The sequence below is a fragment of the Actinoplanes sp. HUAS TT8 genome (assembly GCF_051380535.1).
GTDB lineage: Bacteria > Actinomycetota > Actinomycetes > Mycobacteriales > Micromonosporaceae > Actinoplanes.
The window spans coordinates 2,169,091-2,187,774 of record NZ_CP195646.1; the positions used below are offsets into that span (position 1 = coordinate 2,169,091).

General features: G+C 71.6%; 16 protein-coding genes. 13 read left to right on the plus strand and 3 right to left on the minus strand.

What is annotated here, in order from left to right; all coding sequences use genetic code 11:
- The first annotated feature begins 9 nt into the window (after positions 1-9).
- The 9 genes from ACSHV8_RS09510 (at position 10) to ACSHV8_RS09550 (ending at position 7,773) form a co-directional block, all read left to right on the plus strand.
- Entirely contained in the window at positions 10-549 is a 540-nt protein-coding gene (locus ACSHV8_RS09510; RefSeq protein ID WP_436531448.1) for a chemotaxis protein CheW, read from the plus strand.
- Entirely contained in the window at positions 546-1,382 is an 837-nt protein-coding gene (locus ACSHV8_RS09515) for a CheR family methyltransferase (RefSeq protein WP_436531450.1), read from the plus strand. The genes ACSHV8_RS09510 and ACSHV8_RS09515 overlap by 4 nt, the downstream gene beginning before the upstream one ends.
- A complete protein-coding gene (locus tag ACSHV8_RS09520; protein ID WP_436531452.1) occupies positions 1,375-1,842 on the plus strand; it encodes a chemotaxis protein CheD in 468 nt (155 codons plus the stop codon). The genes ACSHV8_RS09515 and ACSHV8_RS09520 overlap by 8 nt, the downstream gene beginning before the upstream one ends.
- Positions 1,839-2,879 (plus strand): protein-glutamate methylesterase/protein-glutamine glutaminase, encoded by a 1,041-nt coding sequence (locus ACSHV8_RS09525; RefSeq protein ID WP_436531454.1) that lies wholly within the window; start codon positions 1,839-1,841, stop codon positions 2,877-2,879. Before ACSHV8_RS09520 ends, ACSHV8_RS09525 begins: the two co-directional genes overlap by 4 nt.
- Positions 2,872-3,906, plus strand: coding sequence for a methyl-accepting chemotaxis protein (locus ACSHV8_RS09530; protein ID WP_436531456.1), 1,035 nt, complete (start codon positions 2,872-2,874; stop codon positions 3,904-3,906). Before ACSHV8_RS09525 ends, ACSHV8_RS09530 begins: the two co-directional genes overlap by 8 nt.
- A gap of 11 nt (positions 3,907-3,917) precedes the next feature.
- A complete protein-coding gene (locus ACSHV8_RS09535; RefSeq protein WP_436531458.1) occupies positions 3,918-4,286 on the plus strand; it encodes a response regulator in 369 nt (122 codons plus the stop codon).
- Positions 4,283-4,552, plus strand: a complete 270-nt coding sequence (locus tag ACSHV8_RS09540; protein WP_436531460.1) for an STAS domain-containing protein — start codon at positions 4,283-4,285, stop codon at positions 4,550-4,552. Before ACSHV8_RS09535 ends, ACSHV8_RS09540 begins: the two co-directional genes overlap by 4 nt.
- The gene (locus ACSHV8_RS09545; protein WP_436531462.1) at positions 4,552-6,681 is read left to right on the plus strand and encodes a chemotaxis protein CheA; all 2,130 of its coding nucleotides are present in this window, start codon (positions 4,552-4,554) and stop codon (positions 6,679-6,681) included. Before ACSHV8_RS09540 ends, ACSHV8_RS09545 begins: the two co-directional genes overlap by 1 nt.
- A gap of 90 nt (positions 6,682-6,771) precedes the next feature.
- Positions 6,772-7,773, plus strand: a complete 1,002-nt coding sequence (locus ACSHV8_RS09550) for an alpha/beta fold hydrolase (protein ID WP_436531464.1) — start codon at positions 6,772-6,774, stop codon at positions 7,771-7,773.
- 148 nt (positions 7,774-7,921) lie between these two features.
- On the opposite strand, the gene ACSHV8_RS09555 is transcribed toward ACSHV8_RS09550, so the two are convergent.
- Together ACSHV8_RS09555 and ACSHV8_RS09560 are read right to left on the minus strand one after the other, a co-directional pair.
- Positions 7,922-8,974, minus strand: a complete 1,053-nt coding sequence (locus ACSHV8_RS09555; RefSeq protein WP_436531466.1) for a hypothetical protein — start codon at positions 8,972-8,974, stop codon at positions 7,922-7,924.
- 195 nt (positions 8,975-9,169) lie between these two features.
- Positions 9,170-11,209, minus strand: coding sequence for a serine/threonine protein kinase (locus ACSHV8_RS09560; RefSeq protein ID WP_436531468.1), 2,040 nt, complete (start codon positions 11,207-11,209; stop codon positions 9,170-9,172).
- A gap of 168 nt (positions 11,210-11,377) precedes the next feature.
- On the opposite strand from ACSHV8_RS09560, the gene ACSHV8_RS09565 reads away from it, so the two are divergent.
- On the plus strand, positions 11,378-11,947 hold the full coding sequence (locus ACSHV8_RS09565) for a TIGR03086 family metal-binding protein (RefSeq protein WP_436531470.1): 570 nt from the start codon (positions 11,378-11,380) through the stop codon (positions 11,945-11,947).
- A gap of 3 nt (positions 11,948-11,950) precedes the next feature.
- Here ACSHV8_RS09565 and ACSHV8_RS09570 read toward each other — a convergent pair whose 3' ends face one another.
- Entirely contained in the window at positions 11,951-12,739 is a 789-nt protein-coding gene (locus ACSHV8_RS09570) for an SDR family oxidoreductase (protein ID WP_436531471.1), read from the minus strand.
- Positions 12,740-12,850: 111 nt separating this feature from the next.
- On the opposite strand from ACSHV8_RS09570, the gene ACSHV8_RS09575 reads away from it, so the two are divergent.
- The 3 genes from ACSHV8_RS09575 to ACSHV8_RS09585 all read left to right on the plus strand — a co-directional run bounded on the left by ACSHV8_RS09575 (position 12,851) and on the right by ACSHV8_RS09585 (position 18,674).
- A complete protein-coding gene (locus ACSHV8_RS09575) occupies positions 12,851-13,501 on the plus strand; it encodes a TetR/AcrR family transcriptional regulator (protein ID WP_436531473.1) in 651 nt (216 codons plus the stop codon).
- A gap of 91 nt (positions 13,502-13,592) precedes the next feature.
- A complete protein-coding gene (locus ACSHV8_RS09580) occupies positions 13,593-17,864 on the plus strand; it encodes a HEAT repeat domain-containing protein (protein ID WP_436531475.1) in 4,272 nt (1,423 codons plus the stop codon).
- An 87-nt stretch (positions 17,865-17,951) separates the two neighbouring features.
- The gene (locus ACSHV8_RS09585) at positions 17,952-18,674 is read left to right on the plus strand and encodes an alpha/beta fold hydrolase (RefSeq protein ID WP_436531477.1); all 723 of its coding nucleotides are present in this window, start codon (positions 17,952-17,954) and stop codon (positions 18,672-18,674) included.
- The last annotated feature ends 10 nt before the right edge of the window (positions 18,675-18,684 follow it).

The window sequence follows — 18,684 nt, forward strand, 5'->3', positions numbered from 1 at the left end:
AATATTGCGGTGAACACGGTCACCGAGGCGGGACGGTATCTGACCTTCACGCTCAACGGAGAGGCGTACGCGCTCGACATCTTCCACGTGACGGAGATCCTGGAGTACCGCGTGCTGACCGTGGTGCCGATGATGCCGGACTTCATCCGTGGGGTGATCAACCTGCGCGGACGGGCCGTGCCCGTGATCGACCTGGCCATCCGGTTCGGCCGCGGTCGCACCGAGATCCAGCGCCGGACCAGCATCATCATCGTGCACGTGGACGATCCCGGCCTGGCCGAGATCGCCGAGCTGGACGGGGACGAGAAGAGCATCGCCGACGGGCAGGACATCGGTGTGCTGGTCGACTCCGCGTCCAAGGTGGTGACGCTGTCCCCGGAGGACATCGAGCCGGCGCCCGCGTTCGGGGCCGGGATCCGCGCCGACTACATCAGCGGGATGGCCCGGCGCGACACCGACTTCCTGATCCTGCTGGACATCGCGCACGTGCTGTCGATCAGCGACATGGTCCGGCTCAGCGAGATAGCCCAGCGACCGGTCGAGCCGTGAGCGCGCCGGCGGCCTACTCACGGTCGATCAGCCGGGCCGACTTCCAGTACATCACCGGGATCCTGCACGAGCACACCGGCATCCGCCTCGCCGCGGGCAAGGAGGCCCTGGTGGCGAGCCGGCTGGACAAGCGGATCCGGGCGCTCGGGCTGGGCGGGTACTCCGAGTACGTACGGCTGCTGCAGGATCGTGCCGGGGCGGCCGAGCTGCGGCAGATGATCGACCTGCTGACCACCAACGAGACGTTCTTCTTCCGCGAGGAGCAGCACTTCGACTTCCTGCGCCAGGTCGTGCTGCCGGCCCGCCGGGGCGGGCGCACGTTCCGGTTGTGGAGCGCGGCCAGCTCGACCGGGGAGGAGGCCTACACCGCGGCGATGGTCCTGGCCGACACCCTGCCGCCGGGCAGTTGGGAGATCATCGGGACGGACATCTCGACCCGGGTCGTCGAGGGCGCCCGCACCGCGCTCTACCCGATCGCCGCGGCCGAGAAGATCCCGCGCCAGCTGCTGCGCCGCTTCTGCCTCAAGGGCCGCGACGAGTACGAGGGCCTGATGACCATCGGCCGTGAACTGCGCGCCAAGGTGCAGTTCCACTGCCAGAACCTGCAGGAGGATCTCGGCCATCTGGGCCGGTTCGACGTGATCATGCTGCGCAACGTGATGATCTACTTCGACGTCGACACCAAGCGGACGCTGATCGGGCGCTTGCAGGGGATGCTGCACGAGGGCGGTTACCTGATCATCGGCAGCTCGGAGTCGCTCAACGCGATCCCGTCGCGGCTGCGCATGGTCCAGCCGTCGATCTACACCCTGGACGGCGACGGCCGTGCCTGACGTCCACCTGAACCCCGGCGACTACCACTTCGGTGCCGCCGACACCCGCATCCACACGGTGCTCGGCTCCTGCGTCTCGATCACCATGTGGCACGCCGGGCTGCGGATCGGCGGCATGTGCCACTACCTGCTGCCCGGCCCCTGTCCACGCGGAGAACCGCTGAACGCCCGCTACGCCGACGGCGCGGTCCGCCGATTTCTCCGGGACGTGCGCCGATCAAGAACCAGCCCGCCACAGTACGAGGTGAAGATGTTCGGCGGCGGGCAACAGTTTCCGCATCTCACCGTGCCGGCCGCGCTGGACGTCGCCAATCACAACATCGCGGCCGGGATCACGCTGTTGGAAGAACAGAACTTCGCGATTTCCGTACGGGAGTTGGGCGGCACCGGAGCCCGGCGCCTGATCTTCGACCTCGCTACCGGCACGGTCTGGCTGCGCGCAGTGGCGGCGACGGCATGACCGGGCCGATTCGGGTGCTGATCGTGGACGATTCGGCGGTCGTGCGGCAGGTGCTCTCGGCCCGGCTGCGGGAGAACCCGGGCATCGACGTGGCCGGTGCCGTCGCCGATCCGATCTTCGCCATGGAGCACATGAACAAGTCCTGGCCCGACGTCGTCGTGCTGGACCTGGAGATGCCGCGGATGGACGGACTCACCTTCCTCCGCAAGATCATGGAGGTACGGCCGACGCCGGTCGTCATCTGTTCGACGCTGACCCAGAGGGGCGCCGAGAAGTCGATGGAGGCGCTCGCCGCGGGCGCGGTGGCCGTGATCGAGAAGCCGCAGAGCGGCCTGAAGAAGTTCATGGAGACCGACAGCGGCGACATCGTGGCCGCGGTCCGGGCCGCCGCCGCCACCGGCAAGCGCCCCCGGCGGATGACGCCGGCCGCGCCCGCCGCGGTGGCGACCCTGCCGCCGCCGCGGCCGAAGACCCGGGTCAACCTGGTCGCCATCGGCACCTCCACCGGCGGCACGCAGGCCCTGGAGATGGTGCTCACCGCCCTGCACCCTGGGGTGCCGGGTGTGGTCGTCGTCCAGCACATGCCGGAGAAGTTCACCGCCGCGTTCTCGGCGCGCCTGGACACCATGTGCCGGGTCCACGTCCGCGAGGCCCGCGACGGCGACCCGGTGGTGCCCGGCCAGGTCCTGGTCGCTCCGGGCGGACGACATCTCGAGGTGCAGCGGATGGACACCCGCTATCGCGTACGGGTCTTCGACGGCCCGCCGGTCAACCGCCACCGCCCGTCGGTCGACGTGCTGTTCCGCTCGGTCGCCAAGGTCGCCGGCCCGGACGCGCTCGGCGTGATCATGACCGGGATGGGCGACGACGGCGCCCGCGGACTGCTCGAGATGCACAAGGCCGGCGCCTACACGGTGGCGCAGGACGAGGCCACCTGCGTCGTGTACGGCATGCCCCGGGAGGCCGTCGCGCTCGGCGCCGTGGACCGTGAGACGCCCCTCTCCACGATCGCGGAGGTGATCCACCAGCATGGCTAACGTCGTCATCGCGGCGGTCGCGCTGGCCGTCGGGGTCGGAGTCGGCTACGCGCTGCGCAGCCGGCAGGACCCCGCACGGCCGGACACCGCCCTGCCGCCCCCGGAAGGCCGGGCCCAGGACCTGACCCGGTTCGCCGGGGCGGTGACCCCGGTCTGGTCGGCCCAGATCGATTCATCGCGGACCCAGATGGAAACCGCCGTCGGACAGCTCACCGAGACCTTCGCCGGGATCGTCGAGAACCTCGACACGGTGCTGACCTCGTCCACCGGCGTCCTCGACGAGGGTCAGGGCGGGGTCTTCGCCCGCAGCCGGGAACGCCTCGGCGAGGTGGTCGGCACCCTGGACAGCGCGCTCACCGGCAAACGGGAGGCCCTCGCCGAGCTGCACGACCTGCTCAGCCTCAACGAGGAGCTGCGCGAGATGTCCGGCGAGGTCACCCGGATCGCCTCGCAGACCAACCTGCTCGCCCTCAACGCGGCGATCGAGGCCCAGCGCATCGGCTCGGCCGGGGCCGCGTTCGGCGTGGTCGCCTCCGAGGTGCGCCAGCTCGCCGACCGCTCGCAGAACACCAGCGTGCGCATGGTCGAGAAGGTCGACAAGGTGGCCCAGGCGATCTCCACCGTCCTGGCCACCCAGGAGGCCAGCGCCGAGACCGAGGGCACCGCCGTCGCCCACGCGCACGGCGAGGTGCAGGCCGTGCTCGACGACCTGATGGCGATGCTGTCCAAGATGCGCGAGTCCTCGCAGGGTCTGGAGCAGGCCGCCGTCGGCATCCGCGGCGAGATCAGCGAGTCGCTGGTCAACCTGCAGTTCCAGGACCGGGTCAACCAGATGCTGGAGCACCTGCGGGACAACATCGACCGGTTCCCGGAGATCGCGGCGGCCGCCGCCTCCGGTACCGCACCGCTGGACGCGCGGGCCCTGCTCGACGAGCTCGCCGCCCGCTACACGATGGCCGAGGAGCACCAGGCGCACCAGTCCGGCTCGGCCACCAAGGTGAACGATTCCGAGATCACGTTCTTCTGAGGGGGACGACCATGGCCAAGACGATTCTCATCGTGGACGACTCCGCGTCGGTGCGGCAGGTCGTCAGCATCGCCCTGAAAGGCGCCGGCTACGAGGTGATCACCGCCAACGACGGCAAGGACGCGCTCAGCAAGATGACCGGCGGGCGCATCCACCTGATCATCTCCGACGTGAACATGCCGAACATGGACGGGATCACGTTCGTGGCCGAGGCCAAGAAGCTGCCCGCCTACAAGTTCACGCCGATCATCATGCTGACCACCGAGTCCCAGGACGACAAGAAGAAGCAGGCCCAGGCGGCCGGGGCCAAGGCCTGGGTCACCAAGCCGTTCCAGCCCGAGCAGATGCTCAGTGCGGTGTCGAAACTGGTCGCGCCGTGACCGACGTACCGCTGCGGCGGTTCGCCTTCGACGACGAGTTGACCATCGTCACCGCGGCCGAGCATCGCGAGCGGCTGCTGGCCACCCTGGGCGACGGCACCGGCGTACGTCTGGATCTGTCGGGAATTTCTGATCTTGACACGGCCGGGTTGCAGGTTCTGCTCCTGGCGCGCAACGAGGCGGCGCGGCTGGGGTTGCCGGTCGAGTTCACCGAGGCCAGCCCGGCGGTGGCCGAGGTGCTGGAGCTGACGCGTTTGGAGCTGTGATGAGTCTCGACGACGGCATGCGCGAAGCGCTCGACATGTTCGTGACCGAGGCCCGCGACCTGGTCCAGCAGCTGGAGGAGGGGCTGCTGGAGATGGAGGGGCAGCCACCCGGCGGCGACGCGGTCAACGCGATCTTCCGGGCCGCGCACACCATCAAGGGGTCGTCCGGGCTGTTCGGGCTGACCGACCTGGTCTCGTTCACGCACGTGGTCGAGACCGTGCTCGGGTCGGTCCGCGAGGGGCAGCTGCCGGTGACGCCGGGGCTGGTCAGCGCACTGCTGCCGTGCGTCGACCACATCTCGTCGCTGATCGAGGGGATCCCCGAGGGACGCCTGGAACCGGACGGCAATCAGGCCGCGACCGGAGCGCGCCTGCTCGGCGGCCTCGAACCGTATCTGTCCGAGAGCGCCGCACCGGTAGCCGTCGCCGCCGAGGCCGGGCCCGCCGCGGACAGCGCCTGGCACCTCGAACTGCGGTTCGGGCCGGACTGCCTGCGCAACGGCATGGACCCGCTGTCGTTCCTGCGCTACCTGTCGTCGCTCGGCCAGGTCACCGCCGTCGTGACCGATACCGATCGGCTGCCCGAGGCGGCCGAGATGGACCCGGAGACCTGCTACCTGGGCTTCGAGGTGGACCTGACCACCGCCGCGCCCAAGAGCGAGATCGAGGCCGTCTTCGACTTCGTGCGCGAGGACAGCGATATCCGGATCACCCCGGCCGAGAGCAGCCTCGACGCGTACGTCACGGCCATCCGGGCCATGCCGGAGAACGACCGCATCGGCGACGTGCTGGTCACCAGCGGCGCGGTCACCGAGCAGGAGATGGCCGAGGCGCTGCGCGTGCAGCAGGAACGCGCGGTCCGGGAGAAGACCCAGCCGGTGCCGATCGGCGAGATCCTCATCGAGCAGGGCATCGTGCCGCGCGCCATCGTCGACGCCGCCCTGTCCAAGCAGCGCCGCACCACCGAGACCCGCTCCTCGCAGGACACCCGCACCATCCGGGTCGACGCCGGCCGCCTCGACAAACTCATCGACCTGGTCGGCGAACTGGTCATCGCCCAGTCCAGCACCGGGGTGGCCGGCGGCACGGTCAGCGAGGCCCAGAGCGAGGTGATGCGCCTGGTCGACGAGGTCCGGCACAGCGCGCTGTCGCTGCGGATGGTCCCGATCGGCACGACCCTGCGGCGGTTCGAGCGGGTCGTCCGGGACGTCTGCATGGAGCTCGGCAAAGAGGTGTCGCTGGTCATCACCGGCGGGGACACCGAGATGGACAAGGCCCTGGTCGAGCGGATCAGCGATCCGCTGCTTCATCTCGTACGCAATAGTCTTGATCATGGAATTGAGCAGGCGGCCGAACGACGCCGGCACGGCAAGTCGGCGCAGGGGACGCTGCGGCTGAACGCCTATCACGACGCCGGCAACATCGTGATCGAGGTGACCGACGACGGGCGTGGCCTGGACCGGGACCGGATCCTGGCCAAGGCGGTCGAGCGGGAACTGATCGCGCCGGACGCCGTCCTGACCGACCCCGAGGTCTACAACCTGATCTTCGAGCCGGGCTTCTCGACCGCCGCGACCGTCTCCAACCTGTCCGGGCGCGGCGTCGGCATGGACGTGGTCAAACGCAACGTCGGCGCGCTGCGCGGCAGCATCGAGGTCGAGACGACCCGGGGGATCGGCACCACCATCCGGATCCGGCTGCCGCTGACTCTGGCCATCATCGACGGCTTCCTGGTCGGGGTCGGGCCGTCCTCGTTCATCGTGCCGCTGGACCGGGTCACCGAATGCGTCGAACTGCCGCCCGGGCAGCTCGGCCGCGAGTGCATGAACCTGCGCGGGGAGGTGCTGCCGTTCATCCGGCTGCGGCAGCTGTTCCACATCCCCGGGGCCGAGGCTCGGCGGCAGAGCGTGGTCATCGTCGAACAGTCCGGGCAGCGCACCGGACTGGTGGTGGACAACCTGCTGGGCGAACTGCAGACGGTGATCAAACCGCTCGGGGTGCTGTTCAGCCGGGTCAAGTGCATCAGCGGATCGACGATCCTGGGGAACGGGGAGATCGCGCTGATCCTCGACGTGGGGCCGCTGATCGCCGACCACTCCGATCGTGAGGTGGCCCTCCTGGGGGTGTGAACCAGGGGGTCGCCCAGTATCCATGACGGGGGACCGCGGGCCCGGCGGGTGTGAGTCTGGTGGCACGGACCGACCACGTAGGAGGCTCACATGTTCGCCAACAGCTCCCGCCGCCAGTTCCTCGTCACCACCGGTACCGCCGCCGTGGCCGCCGGGATCGCGCCGGTCATCGGGTCCGGCCCGGCCGCCGCCAGTCCCCGCTTCGGGCAGATCCGAAATATCCAGGCCGGTGTGCTGAATACGGGATATGTCGAGCTCGGCCCGTCGCACGGCGAACCGGTCGTGCTCATGCACGGCTTCCCGTACGACATCCACAGCTTCGAGGAGGTCGCCCCGCTGCTCGCCGCCCGGGGCCACCGCGTGATCGTCCCCTACTTCCGCGGCCACGGCGCGACCACGTTCCTGTCCGCGTCCACCCCGCGCAACGTCGACCAGGCCGCGTTCGCGCTGGACATCATCGCCCTGATGGACGCGCTCAAGATCCCGCGGGCGATCCTGGCCGGCTTCGACTGGGGCTCCCGGACCGGGGACATCATCGCCGCGCTCTGGCCCGAGCGGGTCAAGGCGCTCGTCTCGGTCACCGGTTACCTGATCACCAACCTGGCGATGAACCGGACACCGACCCTGCCGGCCAACGAGAACGCCTGGTGGTACCAGTACTACTTCGCCACCGACCGGGGTGCGGCGGGTCTGACCACGTACCGGAAGGAGATGGGGGATTTCATCTGGAAATTCAACTCTCCGACGTGGAAGTACTCGGAAGCCACCTATGCGCGGACGTCGGCGGCGTTCTTCAACGACGACTGGGTGTCCATCGTGATCGGCAACTACCGGTGGCGGCAGAGCCTGCTGCCGGCCGAGCCGGAGTACGCCGATCTGGAGGCCACGCTGCAGAGCGCGCCGAAGATCGCCGTGCCGACGATCACCATCGACGGCCGGTACGACCCGTTCACCCCGGCCGGGGACGGCAGCGCCTACCGCGCCCAGTTCACCGGCAAGTACGACCACCGGGTGTTCGACGTCGGCCACAACGTCCCGCAGGAGGCCCCGCACGACTTCGCCCGCGCGGTCATCGACGCCGGCCGCCTCTGATCATCCGCCGGCCGCGTCGTCACGGGTGAGGTCGGCGCGGCCGGTGCCGCGAGTTACGGAGACCTGCGGACGCGCGGCCGGTGCCGCGGGTTGCGGAGACCTGCGGACGCGCGGCGGCAAGCCGACCCGCCGGCCCCGCCGACCGGCCTCAGCCGTGGTCCTCCCAGTCCGGGGCGCCGAAGCGGGCCTCGCTGACCACGGTGTCGCCGGCCCGGGCGGCCCGCAGATACAGGTTGAGGTCGCCCACGCCGGTGTCGCCGTTGCAGCCGATGCGCAGCTCGAGGTCATGATCGATGGCGTGTCGCGTCAGGAACGCGTCCAGGGCGGAGACCCGACCCCCGATCAACGGCATTTCGGCGTACGAGATCTGGGGCCCCGTGCGCCCGCGGACGGTGACCGCCCCGAGCGTCGGGACGCCCCAGGTTTGCCAGTAGTGGGCGACGACGCCGGCCCGGTCGAACCGCTCCTCCTGCACCGTCCACTGGCCGGGCTCCTCGAGGATCGGCCACGGGTGGTGCCCGCGCCGGCCGGCCGGTGACTCGCCGTCCAACGCGGCCGATACCTGCACCGGGCTCATCCCGAAGTGCAGCGGCCCGACCCGTTTCAGCGGCTCCCAGTCCCACCGGGGCCGGTCCGCGTCGGGTGTGACCGGCCACGCGCCCGGGTTCGGCTCCAGGTCGTCGATGTTGCGCCACATCACCACCGGCGCGGCGTGGTAGGGATCCGCGGCCGACTCCGGACCGACCAGAAGGGCGTGGGTGATCACGGCGTCGCGCCGTTCGACCTGACCGGTGGGGGAGTGCGCCCATTCCTGCGTGGTGCCCATCGACAGGCCCCAGGCCGGCGCCTCGGGGTCGCCGCTCCAGTTCCGGGGCAGCTCGGCCCCGGCCAGCGCATGCAGGTCGGCGCGCACCTCGGACGGGACCCGGGCGATCAGCTCGACGTCGCCCAGCCGCAGCAGCGGGCCGTTCATCGCCTCGACCCGCACCCCGGCCAGGCCGGCCCGCGTGTAGAACGCGACGATGCCCTGCTCGTGGTAGTGCTCCCAGCGGTGCTCGTCGCCCTGGGAGCCGGAGGCACGCTCGTCGAGCACGGCCTCGACCTGGGCCGGGCTCATCCCGAAGCGCAGCGGGCCGACCGCCACGAGCGGGTCGAGCGTCCACTGTTCACGCTCGCCGGGTTGCCGCTTCCACCAGTACATCGCGCGTTCCTCCTCGATCTGCGAGCGAGGTTAGAGCAGCGGTACGACAGAAACGCGGGCGCCGATCAGGTCCAGGGCCGTCTGGCGGCGACCGCCATCGACGTGGCGCAACCGTCGGGGCCGGCGTCGTCCAACAGGTTCTCCGCGTCGGCCGGACGGCCCCCATCGCCCAGGCCCCGCGTGCGGTCCGGGCGGTCAGTGATAGTCGAGGTGAGCGACCGCGACGACGCGACCGGCGCGGATCGTGACCAGGGCGGCCCACGGGTCGAACTCGTCGCCCATCACCGAGAACACGGCGCGGCTGACCCCGCACTTGCCCGCGTGGGTCTCCGGGTCCAGGCAGGAGGCCGGCAGATTGCGGTAGTCGAAGTACTTCACGCCGGCCGCGACCGGCAGGGCCACCCGCACGCCGCTGTACACCGGCACGGTCGTCTTCGCGCACTTGGGTGACGTGCTCGCCACCGCGTACCGCCGGCAGTACTCGGCGCCGGTCACATACTCGGCCTGCTCCACGATGGCCTGCTGGTGTGCCTCGTAGAGCAGCCACACCCCGGCGGTGAGCTGCGCGTCCCCGGTCGCGAAGGCCGGCGCCGGCGGGACGGCCGGATCGGTGCCGGAGCGCAGCCGCAGGTCGGTGAACGTCACCTTCGCGCGCCCGTCGCCGCTCGGCTCGGCGCCGAGCAGCACCCGTCCGCTGAGCAGGTTGCTCTCGGTCAGCTCGCCCTCCAGGACCGGCGTGTCGTCGACCGACACCTTCGCCCCGCGGTCGGTGGTGACGACCAGGATGCTGTGCGGGGACCCGACCGAGGTGGGCCGTCGGGCCGTGGCGATCGGGTCGCCGACGGCGGCGACCGTGCTGGTCAGGCGGACCTCGTCGGCGCAGACCGACACCTGGTAGCCGCTGGTGACGTAGTCGGCCTCGCCCTCGTCCGCGGTCGCCCGGAACCGGATCGTCGCGCACGAGCGGGCATCGGCCAGCGTCGCCCGCACGCCGATGTTCTGGCTCGGCGGGAACACCAGATGGGCGTACTCGCCGCACATCATCGTCTGGCCGTCCTTCGCGGTGACGACCAGGCCTTTCTTGACCGCGCAGGCGCCCGCGTCGCCGGTCTGCACGCCGAAGGCGGCATCCGTCGACAACGGATCGAAAAACGTCGGTCCAGCAGGCGATTCACTCGCGGTGGCGGCCGGGCCGGGCTGGGCCGCTTGCGACGTACGGTCATCAGCCGCCCCGCCGTCGTCCCGGAGCCCGATGCCGGCCGCGACCCCGGCGGCCACCACCAGCGCCCCGGCCGCGATCACGGCCACCCTCCGGCGCCCGCGTGGCCGTTGGTGCTCACCGGTCCGGTAGCGGCCGGACTGCTGCGCCGCCTCGGCCTCGCGCCGCAGCTCGGGCGGGAGCGGGGGAGCGCTGGGGGCCCCGGAGACCAGCAGGCGGTCCAGCAGCTCGGGCGCGGTCGGCCGGTTCTGCGGTTCCTTCTCCAGGGCCGCGCCGACGAGTTCGGCCAGGTAGGGCGGCAGGTCGCCGACGCGCGGCGGCTGGGTCAGGATCCGTGCCGCGGTCACCGCCGGGGTGTCGCCGCCGAACGGGGTGCGGCTGGTGCCCGCGTACGTGACCACGGCGCCCCACGCGAACACGTCCACCGCGGGCGTGATCAGCCGGTCGGTCTCCGGGTCGAGGCGCTCGGGAGCCATGTAGGCCAGCGTCCCGATGACCTCTTCGGCCCGGGTGTGGAAGCTGGTCGGCTCCAGCGGCCGGGCGATCCCGAAGTCGATCACCTTGGGGATGCCGAGCGCGAACAGCACGTTGCGCGGCTTCAGATCCCGGTGGATCACCCCGACGCCGTGGATCGCGGCCAGCGCGGATGCCACCCCGACGGCCACCCCGTGCAGGCTGCCGCCGCCGAGCGGCCCGCCCTCGGCGACGACCTCGTTCAGGCTGGGGCCGTCCACGTACTCGACCACCAGGTACGGCGTCTCGTGGTCGGGGTCGGCGTCGAGCACCTCGGCCGTGCAGAACGGCGGCACCTGCCGGGCCCGGTTGACCTCGCTGCGGAATCGCGCCCGGAACTGCTGGTCATGCGCATACTCAGGCCGGATGACCTTGACCGCGACGGGGCGCCCGTCCGGGGCCTCGGCCAGGTAGACGGCGCCCATGCCGCCCTCGCCGAGCCGGGAGAGCAGCCGGTACTTCCCGATGAACTCCGGGTCGGCCGGACGCAGGCGATCTACCACGGGTGATGAACCTACCGGTGACGCCCGCCCGGGTCACATCCTGCGGGCGTGACGGTCGTCGCCGTCACCTTCCTGCTGTTTCAACCTCTTGGTTGACAGTGGGTGTATGTTTCAACTGGAAGGTTGAAAGATTCACTGATGGCTTCGCCGATTCCTAGGAGAACGTCGATGGCACTGTCCGACCAGCCGGCCGAACGGCACCGGCAGATCAGCCGCGGATTCACCGAGCGGGTCCAGGGCGCCCGATCCTGGGACACGCCGGCGCCGGTCGCCGGGTGGGACGCCCGCGACGTCGTGCGCCACCTGGTCGAATGGCTGCCGCCGTTCCTGGCCGGCGGCTCCGACGTCCGCCTGCCGGCCGTCCCGTCGGTCGACGACGACCCGGTGGCCGCGTGGCAGGCCCACCAGGAGGCGGTGCAGGCGCTGCTCGACGACCCGGCGACCGCCGGACGCGTCCTGTCCAACCCGCACATCGGCGACGTGCCGCTGGACCGGGCGATCGACCAGTTCTATACGACCGACGTGTTCATGCACACGTGGGACCTGTCCCGGGCCACCGGCCAGGACGACCGGCTCGACCCGGAGCTCTGCGCGCAACTGGTGGCCGGGATGGAGCCGATGGAGGAGATCATCCGCTCGTCCGGCCAGTTCGGCCCGCGCGTCCCGGTCAAACCCGACGCCGACGCCCAGACCCGGATGCTCGGCTTCATCGGCCGCGACCCCGAATGGGCCCCCTGAGCGTCAGAACCTGGCGAAGCGGGCGCCGCCGTCGATCTGCAGGACGGTGCCGGTCATCGACGGGTTGGTGGCGGCCAGGACGACGGCTTCGGCGATCTCGTCGGCGGTGGAGATGTGGCCGACCGGGAGGGCTTTCGCGGCGGCGTCGAACCAGGCGGTGCGATCCTGTTCGGACAGGCCGTTCCACCAGGGGGTGTCGATCAGGCCGGGTGAGACGGCGTTGATCCGGTGCGGGGCGAGTTCGGCCGCGAGTGGGCGGACCAGGGCTTCGACGGCGGCGTTGAGCGAGGCCAGGCCGGCCGTTCCGGGCATGGCGGCGTGGGCGCTGATCGCACCGACCAGGGTGATCGAGGCGCGCTCGGCCAGGTGCGGCAGGACGCTCTGCAGGACGGTCAGGGTCGGCCAGTACTTGGCCTCGAATGCTCGGCGCAGCGACGTCAGGTCGAGGTCGGCGAACGGGCCGGAACCCTCGGCGCCGGAGAGTGTGACGACGACGGCGTCCAGCGGCGCCAGGGCGGCGGCGAGCGCGGCCACGGCCGCGGCGTCGTTGCCGTCGACCTGATGGGCCGTCAACTCGGAAGCACCGTCCCGGTGGGCCGTCAATTCGGAAGCGTCGTCCCGGTGGGCTGTCGACGAGGAGGCGTCGTCCCGGTGGGCTGCCGGTTCCGGAGTGTTGAGTTTGGTGATGTCGCGGCTGGCGACGTGGACCGTGGCGCCGGTGGCGGCCAGCCGGCGGGCGGTGGCCAGGCCGACGCCCGAGGTGCCGCCGACGACGAGGATGCGGTTCGACATGATGCAAACTCCCGTGAAACGAGACGGTTCGGTTCGTAAGTCAACGTAACCCATCTCCGGGCGACTTTCAAACCGCACCGTCTCGTATCGAAAGTGCGGTAGCATCGGCGCGTGGAGCGCAGAACAGGACGGCCACGCAGCCAGGAGAGCCGGGACGCCATCCTGCTGGCCGCCACCGAACTGGTCGTCGAGCAGGGCTACGCGGCGGCCTCGATCGAGAAGATCGCGCAGCGGGCCGGCGTCGGCAAGCAGACGATCTACCGCGGCTGGCCGTCCAAGGGCGACGTGCTCATGGAGGCCCTGGCCCGCAAGGCCGACATGTACATCCCGGTCCCCGACGAGGGCAGCTGGGCCGGCGACCTGCGGCGCATGCTCGACGACAGCTACGCGCTGGCCCGTGCGCCGCAGATCGCCGAGCTGCTGCGGGCCCTGATGGTCGAGGCGCAGCTGGACCGGGTCTTCGGCGAGCGGTTCCGGGCCGAGTTCCTGCAGCGGCGCCGCGCCGCCCTCGGCGTCCTGGTCGACCGGGCCCGCGGGCGCGGTGACCTGCCCGCCACCGTGACCGCCGACGTGGCCGCCGACGTCGTCTACGGCGTGCTCTGGTACCGGCTGATGGCGATGCCCGGCCCGTTCGACGACGCGCTCGCCGAAAGCCTGGTCGCCCTGCTCACCGCCGGGGCTGAGGGCGGGCCTACGGCCGTACGGCGAACAGCTCTTGACTCTTGGTCGGCCGACCGGTGGGGACCAGCCACTTCGGACTGAATCTGACCTTGCCGTTTCCGCAGGGTGTTGCCGCGTGGGTGGCCGATAACGTCATCGCGGCGGCAGCCTGACGCCGTTACCATCGGGCGCCATGACGCCAGTGAGCGAAGCGGTACGGCGGGGTGACCTCGACTGGCTGTCGGCCCGTCTCGGGGCTTCGGACTACACGCCGGAGGTCCTGGCGCTCCTGCTTCACCACGACGATCCGCGGTTGCGGCATCTGGGGCTGGAGCACCTCGGTGAGCACGCCGAGCTGCTTCCCCGGACGCTGGACGGCCCGCCGGAGACGGCGCTTCTGCTGGCCCGGCTCTATCAACGGCTGCGGCCGGATCGGTCTCGCCCACAGTGGCGGGCTGCGGAACTGCCGGCTTCCGTGCGGATCGCCTGGTTGCGGGCCGAGATCGTCAACGAGCCGGCGACCGTGCGGGGCGAACCGGCCGGGGAACTGCTCTATCAGGCCGTAGCCGGGATCACCGCGGCCGACGCGGCTCGGCCCGAGGACCTGGTCCGGGAGTTGGCGCGCAGCGGTGACCCGATGCTTCGGGATGCGGCGCTGCGGTTGGTCCGGGAGGCCCTGCACGGAGCGCTGCTGGCGCCGGGTCGGGCGCGGGAGCACGTGCTCGGCCTGCTCGACCGCCCGGCGGCCCTGCGGGAACTCGCCGAGCCCTGGGCGGCTCTGACCCCGGTTCCGGGGGAGCGGTTGCGCCCGTTCCTGACGTCCGCATCTGTGGATGACGCGATCCCGGTCGCCGCCCGTCATGGGCACGCTGATCTGCTGCGAGAGGTGGTCGCGGACGAGGCGCGGCCGCCGCGATCACGGCAGGCGGCGTTGCGGGCGCTGGGCGATCTGGCCGGGCGGGAGGAGATCGGCGCGATCACGGCGATCGCGAACGCCGACCCGCTGCTGTTCGGCCGGGCCGCCGTCGACTGCCTGCGGGCGATGCATCGGCGTGGTCAGCTTCCCGGTGACGGCGATGCGGCCGGCATCGTGGAGTTGGCGCTGGCCGATCACACCATCGCGGCCGGTGCGGTCGCGACGATCCTGTTCACCGGCCGGCATGAGGCGTTCCGGGCGCTGATCGCCGCGGACGCGGATGATCCGGGGTGGCCGCGGCGGCTCGCGCTGCTGATCGGCCTGGCCCGGCAGGGCGGCGGTGACCTCGCGGTGGGTGCGGCCGTCACCGAGGTGCTGGTCCGGGCGTCGCGTCCGGAGCCGTTCCTGGCCGCGATCCGTGAACTGCGCCATCAGCCGGCCGAGGCCGCGGTCCTGGACGTGCTGCCGCGGTCGCCGGCGGCGGCGTTGGACGCGCTGGAGGCGATCGGCGGCTCACCGACCGTGGCCGCGCTGGAGGAGGGCCTGGGCCCCGAGGCCATCGCGCCTCACCTGCGGCCCGTACGTCATCGGGCTCTTGAATTGCTGTGGCATCTCACCGAGGATCCCGATCGGCGGCGCGCGATCCTGGCCCGGCTCGACCCGCGCGATGTCCCGCCTCGGATCCGGACCGACCTCGGTGGGGCCGACCGCGCGGAACTCGCCCTGCTCAGCGCCGGCGCCGACCCCGACGATCCGGCGGGGACGCTGATCCGGCTGGCCCGCAACGGCGACTCCGCAACGGTGCCGATCATCGCCGACATCCTGCTGCGCATCGTGGCCGAACTCGCGGCGCCGCCCGAGCCCGGCGACGATCCGGCCGAGCCTTTCGTGCCCGGCGAGGTCGTGGCCGCGGTGCATGCTCTCGGCGCCCGCCTGCACGACCGCGGCAAGCTTCGTCCGTTCTGCCTGCGCGAGGCCGGCCGCGCCGACGAGGCCGGCCACGCGCTGGTCGCCACCGTCGCACTGGATCTGCTCGATCGGCCCGGGCTGTCCAGCGGTGAGCAGGCCATTCTGCTCGCCCTGCTGCACGACGCCCCCTACCCGGGCACCCGGGCCAGGGTGCACCGCCTGCTCCGGCACCGCGACCGCCACGTCCGCAAGCATGTCATCGCCCTGCTCGCCGGTGACGATGCCGAGGCGCTGTCGGCGAGCCTGATCGCGCTGACCACCGCTCAGGACCCGCAGACCGTGCGCCCGGCGCTGCTCGCGCTCGGCGAGATCCGGGCCCGCTGGGCCGCCCCGGCGATCGCGGCCGGTCTCGACCACCCGGTGATGAACGTGAAGAAGACCGCCGCCGCGGCCCTGGTCCGGGCCGGGACCCCCGCGGTCGTGCCCGCGCTGCTCTCGTGGCTCGGCCGCCACGACAATCCGGGCCTGCGGGCCACCCTGATCGAGGCGCTCCAGGCGATCCTGGGCCACGCCTACGCGGCCACCGTCCTGGCCGCGGCCGAGCAGGCCGGCGACGACCGCACCCGCGAACTGCTCCTCGACGACCTCCACCGGCAGTTGCCCGCCCGCGCGGTCGAAGCCCTGGTCGAGCAGGGTTCCCCGATCGCCCCGATCCTCCAGCGGCTGACCGCGCGGAGATCCGTGACAGCGTCGGCCCCGGGAACGACCACCGACAGCCGGGACCTCGACGTCGACACGCTGGCGCTCGACGGCTGGGACTCCGGGGCCGCCCGCCGCATCGTCGACCGGCCCGAGCCGCCGAGCGCCGAACAGCTCGCCCGGCTGCGACCGTTGCTGGCCGACTGGCTCCGGCTGGCCGGGTCCGACCCGCACATCCGCCCGGCCGTTCTGCGTCTCACCCTGCGGATCTGCCCCGCTCCCTGGTCACCGGCCGAGGTCGAGTCCTTCGCCCGGGCCGCCGCCACCCTGATCGACGGCCTGGCCGACGACCGCGACGAACTCTTCGGCGTGCTCGACGCGGTCGTGCCCACCATGAACGCGGCCCAGGCCCTCGACATCGCTTCCCGGATCCGCGCGCTCGCCCCGGCTCCGGCCGGGCGCCGATCGCCGCTGGCGCTGCTTCGCCGATGCGGAGCAATTCTTTCCCGTACGGACGTGGATCACGCGCTGGCCTCGGCCTCCCTGGGACCCGACCCGTGGCCGGCCGAGAGCGCCCGGCTGCGCGAGGCGTTCGCGCCCGGACCGGACCACGACGCGGAGTGGCGGCGCATGCTTGAGAGTGCGGTGCTCACGCCGTACACAATCGGGAATTTGCGGTTGAGAAATGACGACACGGTGTCGTCGCGGGCGAAGCTCAACGCGCTGATCGACGTCTTCCCGTCGGCCGGTCCCGAGGCGCGCGCCGCCGTGCTCGACTGGATGGAGTCGCTGCAGCCGATCGACGCACCACGATGGACCCTCGCCGAGAACGCAGGTCCACCTGCGGCTCCGGCCCGGATCCCGCACGACGGCGATCTGGACCAGCCAAGGTCAAAGGCTTTGCGCGTACGTCTTCTGGCCCTTCTCGACGCCCCGGAAGCCACCCGCCGTGACGCCGCCGCAGCCGCCCTGCGCGACTGGCCAGAACCGGACACCCGGCGGGCCGTGCTCCGCGCGTTCCTGCACGGGCGGGCCGACGTGGCACTCACCCCCGATCTCGCCGCCGCCCTGACCGAGGTCGACGAGAACGCCGTTCCCGAGCGGGTGGCTCGCGTGGCGTCGCACCTGGATCCGTCGGGTCTGGAGCGGCTGATCCCGCAGTTGTTGTCGTGGTGGGAGCACGGCGACCCGGCCACCCGGGCGGCGGCCGGACGCGCCCTGCGGAAGGTTCCGGCGGATCACCTCGCCGACAAGCTGCGGGAACGCCTCGCCGCCGGCAACTGGGGTTTCCTCGACCTGTTGGCTCGGCGGCCCCTGTTGCGTACGCCGGCCCTGGACGAGATCTCCCGTCAGCTGCGCGATCCGCTCCTGCTCGTGGACGGCCCGCTCCGCAGTGCCGGTGCCGCCGCCGACGACGCGGCCTCCCTGGCGGCGCTGCGTGAACGACCGCAGCCCGCGTCCGGCCCGGACGGCCCGTCCCGGCCGGAGCTGATCGACCTGATCCGTAACGGTCAGCCGGGTCAGATCCGGCGCGCGCTCACCGAGCTCGCCGAGACCGGCGACCCCGAGCTGGAGAAGTTGCTGGCCGAGCTGCTGCACCACCCCGAGTCCCGGGTGCGGGTGCACGCGCACCGCATCGGTCGCCGGGTTCTCGACCGCGCCACCTACCTGGATTACACACTGGTGCTGCTCGACGACCCCGAACCCGGCGTGATCAGGTCGGCGGTCGCCACCGTCAGCCACGCCGGGCACCGGCCCGCGATCCCGGCCGTCGTCGGCCTGCTCGCGCACGGCCGGGCCACGGTCCGGCAGGTCGCGGCCGACGGGCTCGTCCGATTCGGGCCGGCGGCGGTCCCCGCGCTCACCCGCGCGGCCGCCCACGCCCGCCCGGACCGGCGGCAGCGGTACACCGACGTGCTCGAACGGATCGACCGAGCTTGATTCATTGACGGTTCAGTGTTTCTCCACAGCCGGCCACCAGCATCAGGGGTGTCTTCGTCGTCACGAACCTCGGGCTGGGAGTCCACCATGGTGAAACCTACGATCGTCCTCGTGCACGGCGCCTGGGCCGACGCGTCGAGCTGGAACGGGGTCGCGTCGCGGCTGCGTGAGCAGGGCTTCGACGTGCTGGTGCCGCCGAACCCGCTGCGCGGGGTGGCCTCCGACGCGGCGTACCTGTCGTCGTTCCTCACCCAGCGGACCAGCGGGCCGGTCGTGCTGGCCGGCCACTCGTACGGCGGTGTCGTCATCGGCAACGCCGCCGGTGGTGACGTGCGGGCCCTGGTCTACGTGAACGCGTTCATCCCGGCCGAGGGCGAGAGCATCTTCCAGATCCTCGGCGGCTCGGGGTCGGCGCTCGACGTCCCGGACCCGACCACCGTTCTGGACGTCGTCGGCTACCCGGGCGCCCCCGAGGGTGACGCCGAGGCCTTCCTCAAGCCGGACACCGTGTACCGGCTGTTCGCGCAGGACCTCCCCGAGTCCGACGGCTGGCTCGTGCTGGCCGGCCAGCGGCCGATCACGCTGAGCGCCAACGCCGCGCCGACCGAGGCCACCGCGTGGCGGACGCTGCCCAGCTGGGCCGTCATCGGCACCGACGACCTGGTCATCCCCGAGGCGACCCAGCGGTCCATGGCCGAGCGGGCCGGGGCGAAGATCTCCGAGGTCGCGGCCTCCCACCTGTCGATGGTGTCGCACCCGGAGGTGACGGTCGAGGCGATCCTGGCGGCGGCCGCGCACGTCGCCGGATGATGCGGCGCCG

Coding starts and splice junctions, on each gene's coding strand:
- ACSHV8_RS09570 (WP_436531471.1), bottom strand. CDS start 12,739: ATGTCGAACCGCATCCTCGTCGTCGGCGGCACCTCGGGCGTCGGCCTG.
- ACSHV8_RS09580 (WP_436531475.1), top strand. CDS start 13,593: ATGACGCCAGTGAGCGAAGCGGTACGGCGGGGTGACCTCGACTGGCTG.
- ACSHV8_RS09545 (WP_436531462.1), top strand. CDS start 4,552: ATGAGTCTCGACGACGGCATGCGCGAAGCGCTCGACATGTTCGTGACC.
- ACSHV8_RS09565 (WP_436531470.1), top strand. CDS start 11,378: ATGGCACTGTCCGACCAGCCGGCCGAACGGCACCGGCAGATCAGCCGC.
- ACSHV8_RS09555 (WP_436531466.1), bottom strand. CDS start 8,974: ATGTACTGGTGGAAGCGGCAACCCGGCGAGCGTGAACAGTGGACGCTC.
- ACSHV8_RS09550 (WP_436531464.1), top strand. CDS start 6,772: ATGTTCGCCAACAGCTCCCGCCGCCAGTTCCTCGTCACCACCGGTACC.
- ACSHV8_RS09525 (WP_436531454.1), top strand. CDS start 1,839: ATGACCGGGCCGATTCGGGTGCTGATCGTGGACGATTCGGCGGTCGTG.
- ACSHV8_RS09535 (WP_436531458.1), top strand. CDS start 3,918: ATGGCCAAGACGATTCTCATCGTGGACGACTCCGCGTCGGTGCGGCAG.
- ACSHV8_RS09585 (WP_436531477.1), top strand. CDS start 17,952: ATGGTGAAACCTACGATCGTCCTCGTGCACGGCGCCTGGGCCGACGCG.
- ACSHV8_RS09530 (WP_436531456.1), top strand. CDS start 2,872: ATGGCTAACGTCGTCATCGCGGCGGTCGCGCTGGCCGTCGGGGTCGGA.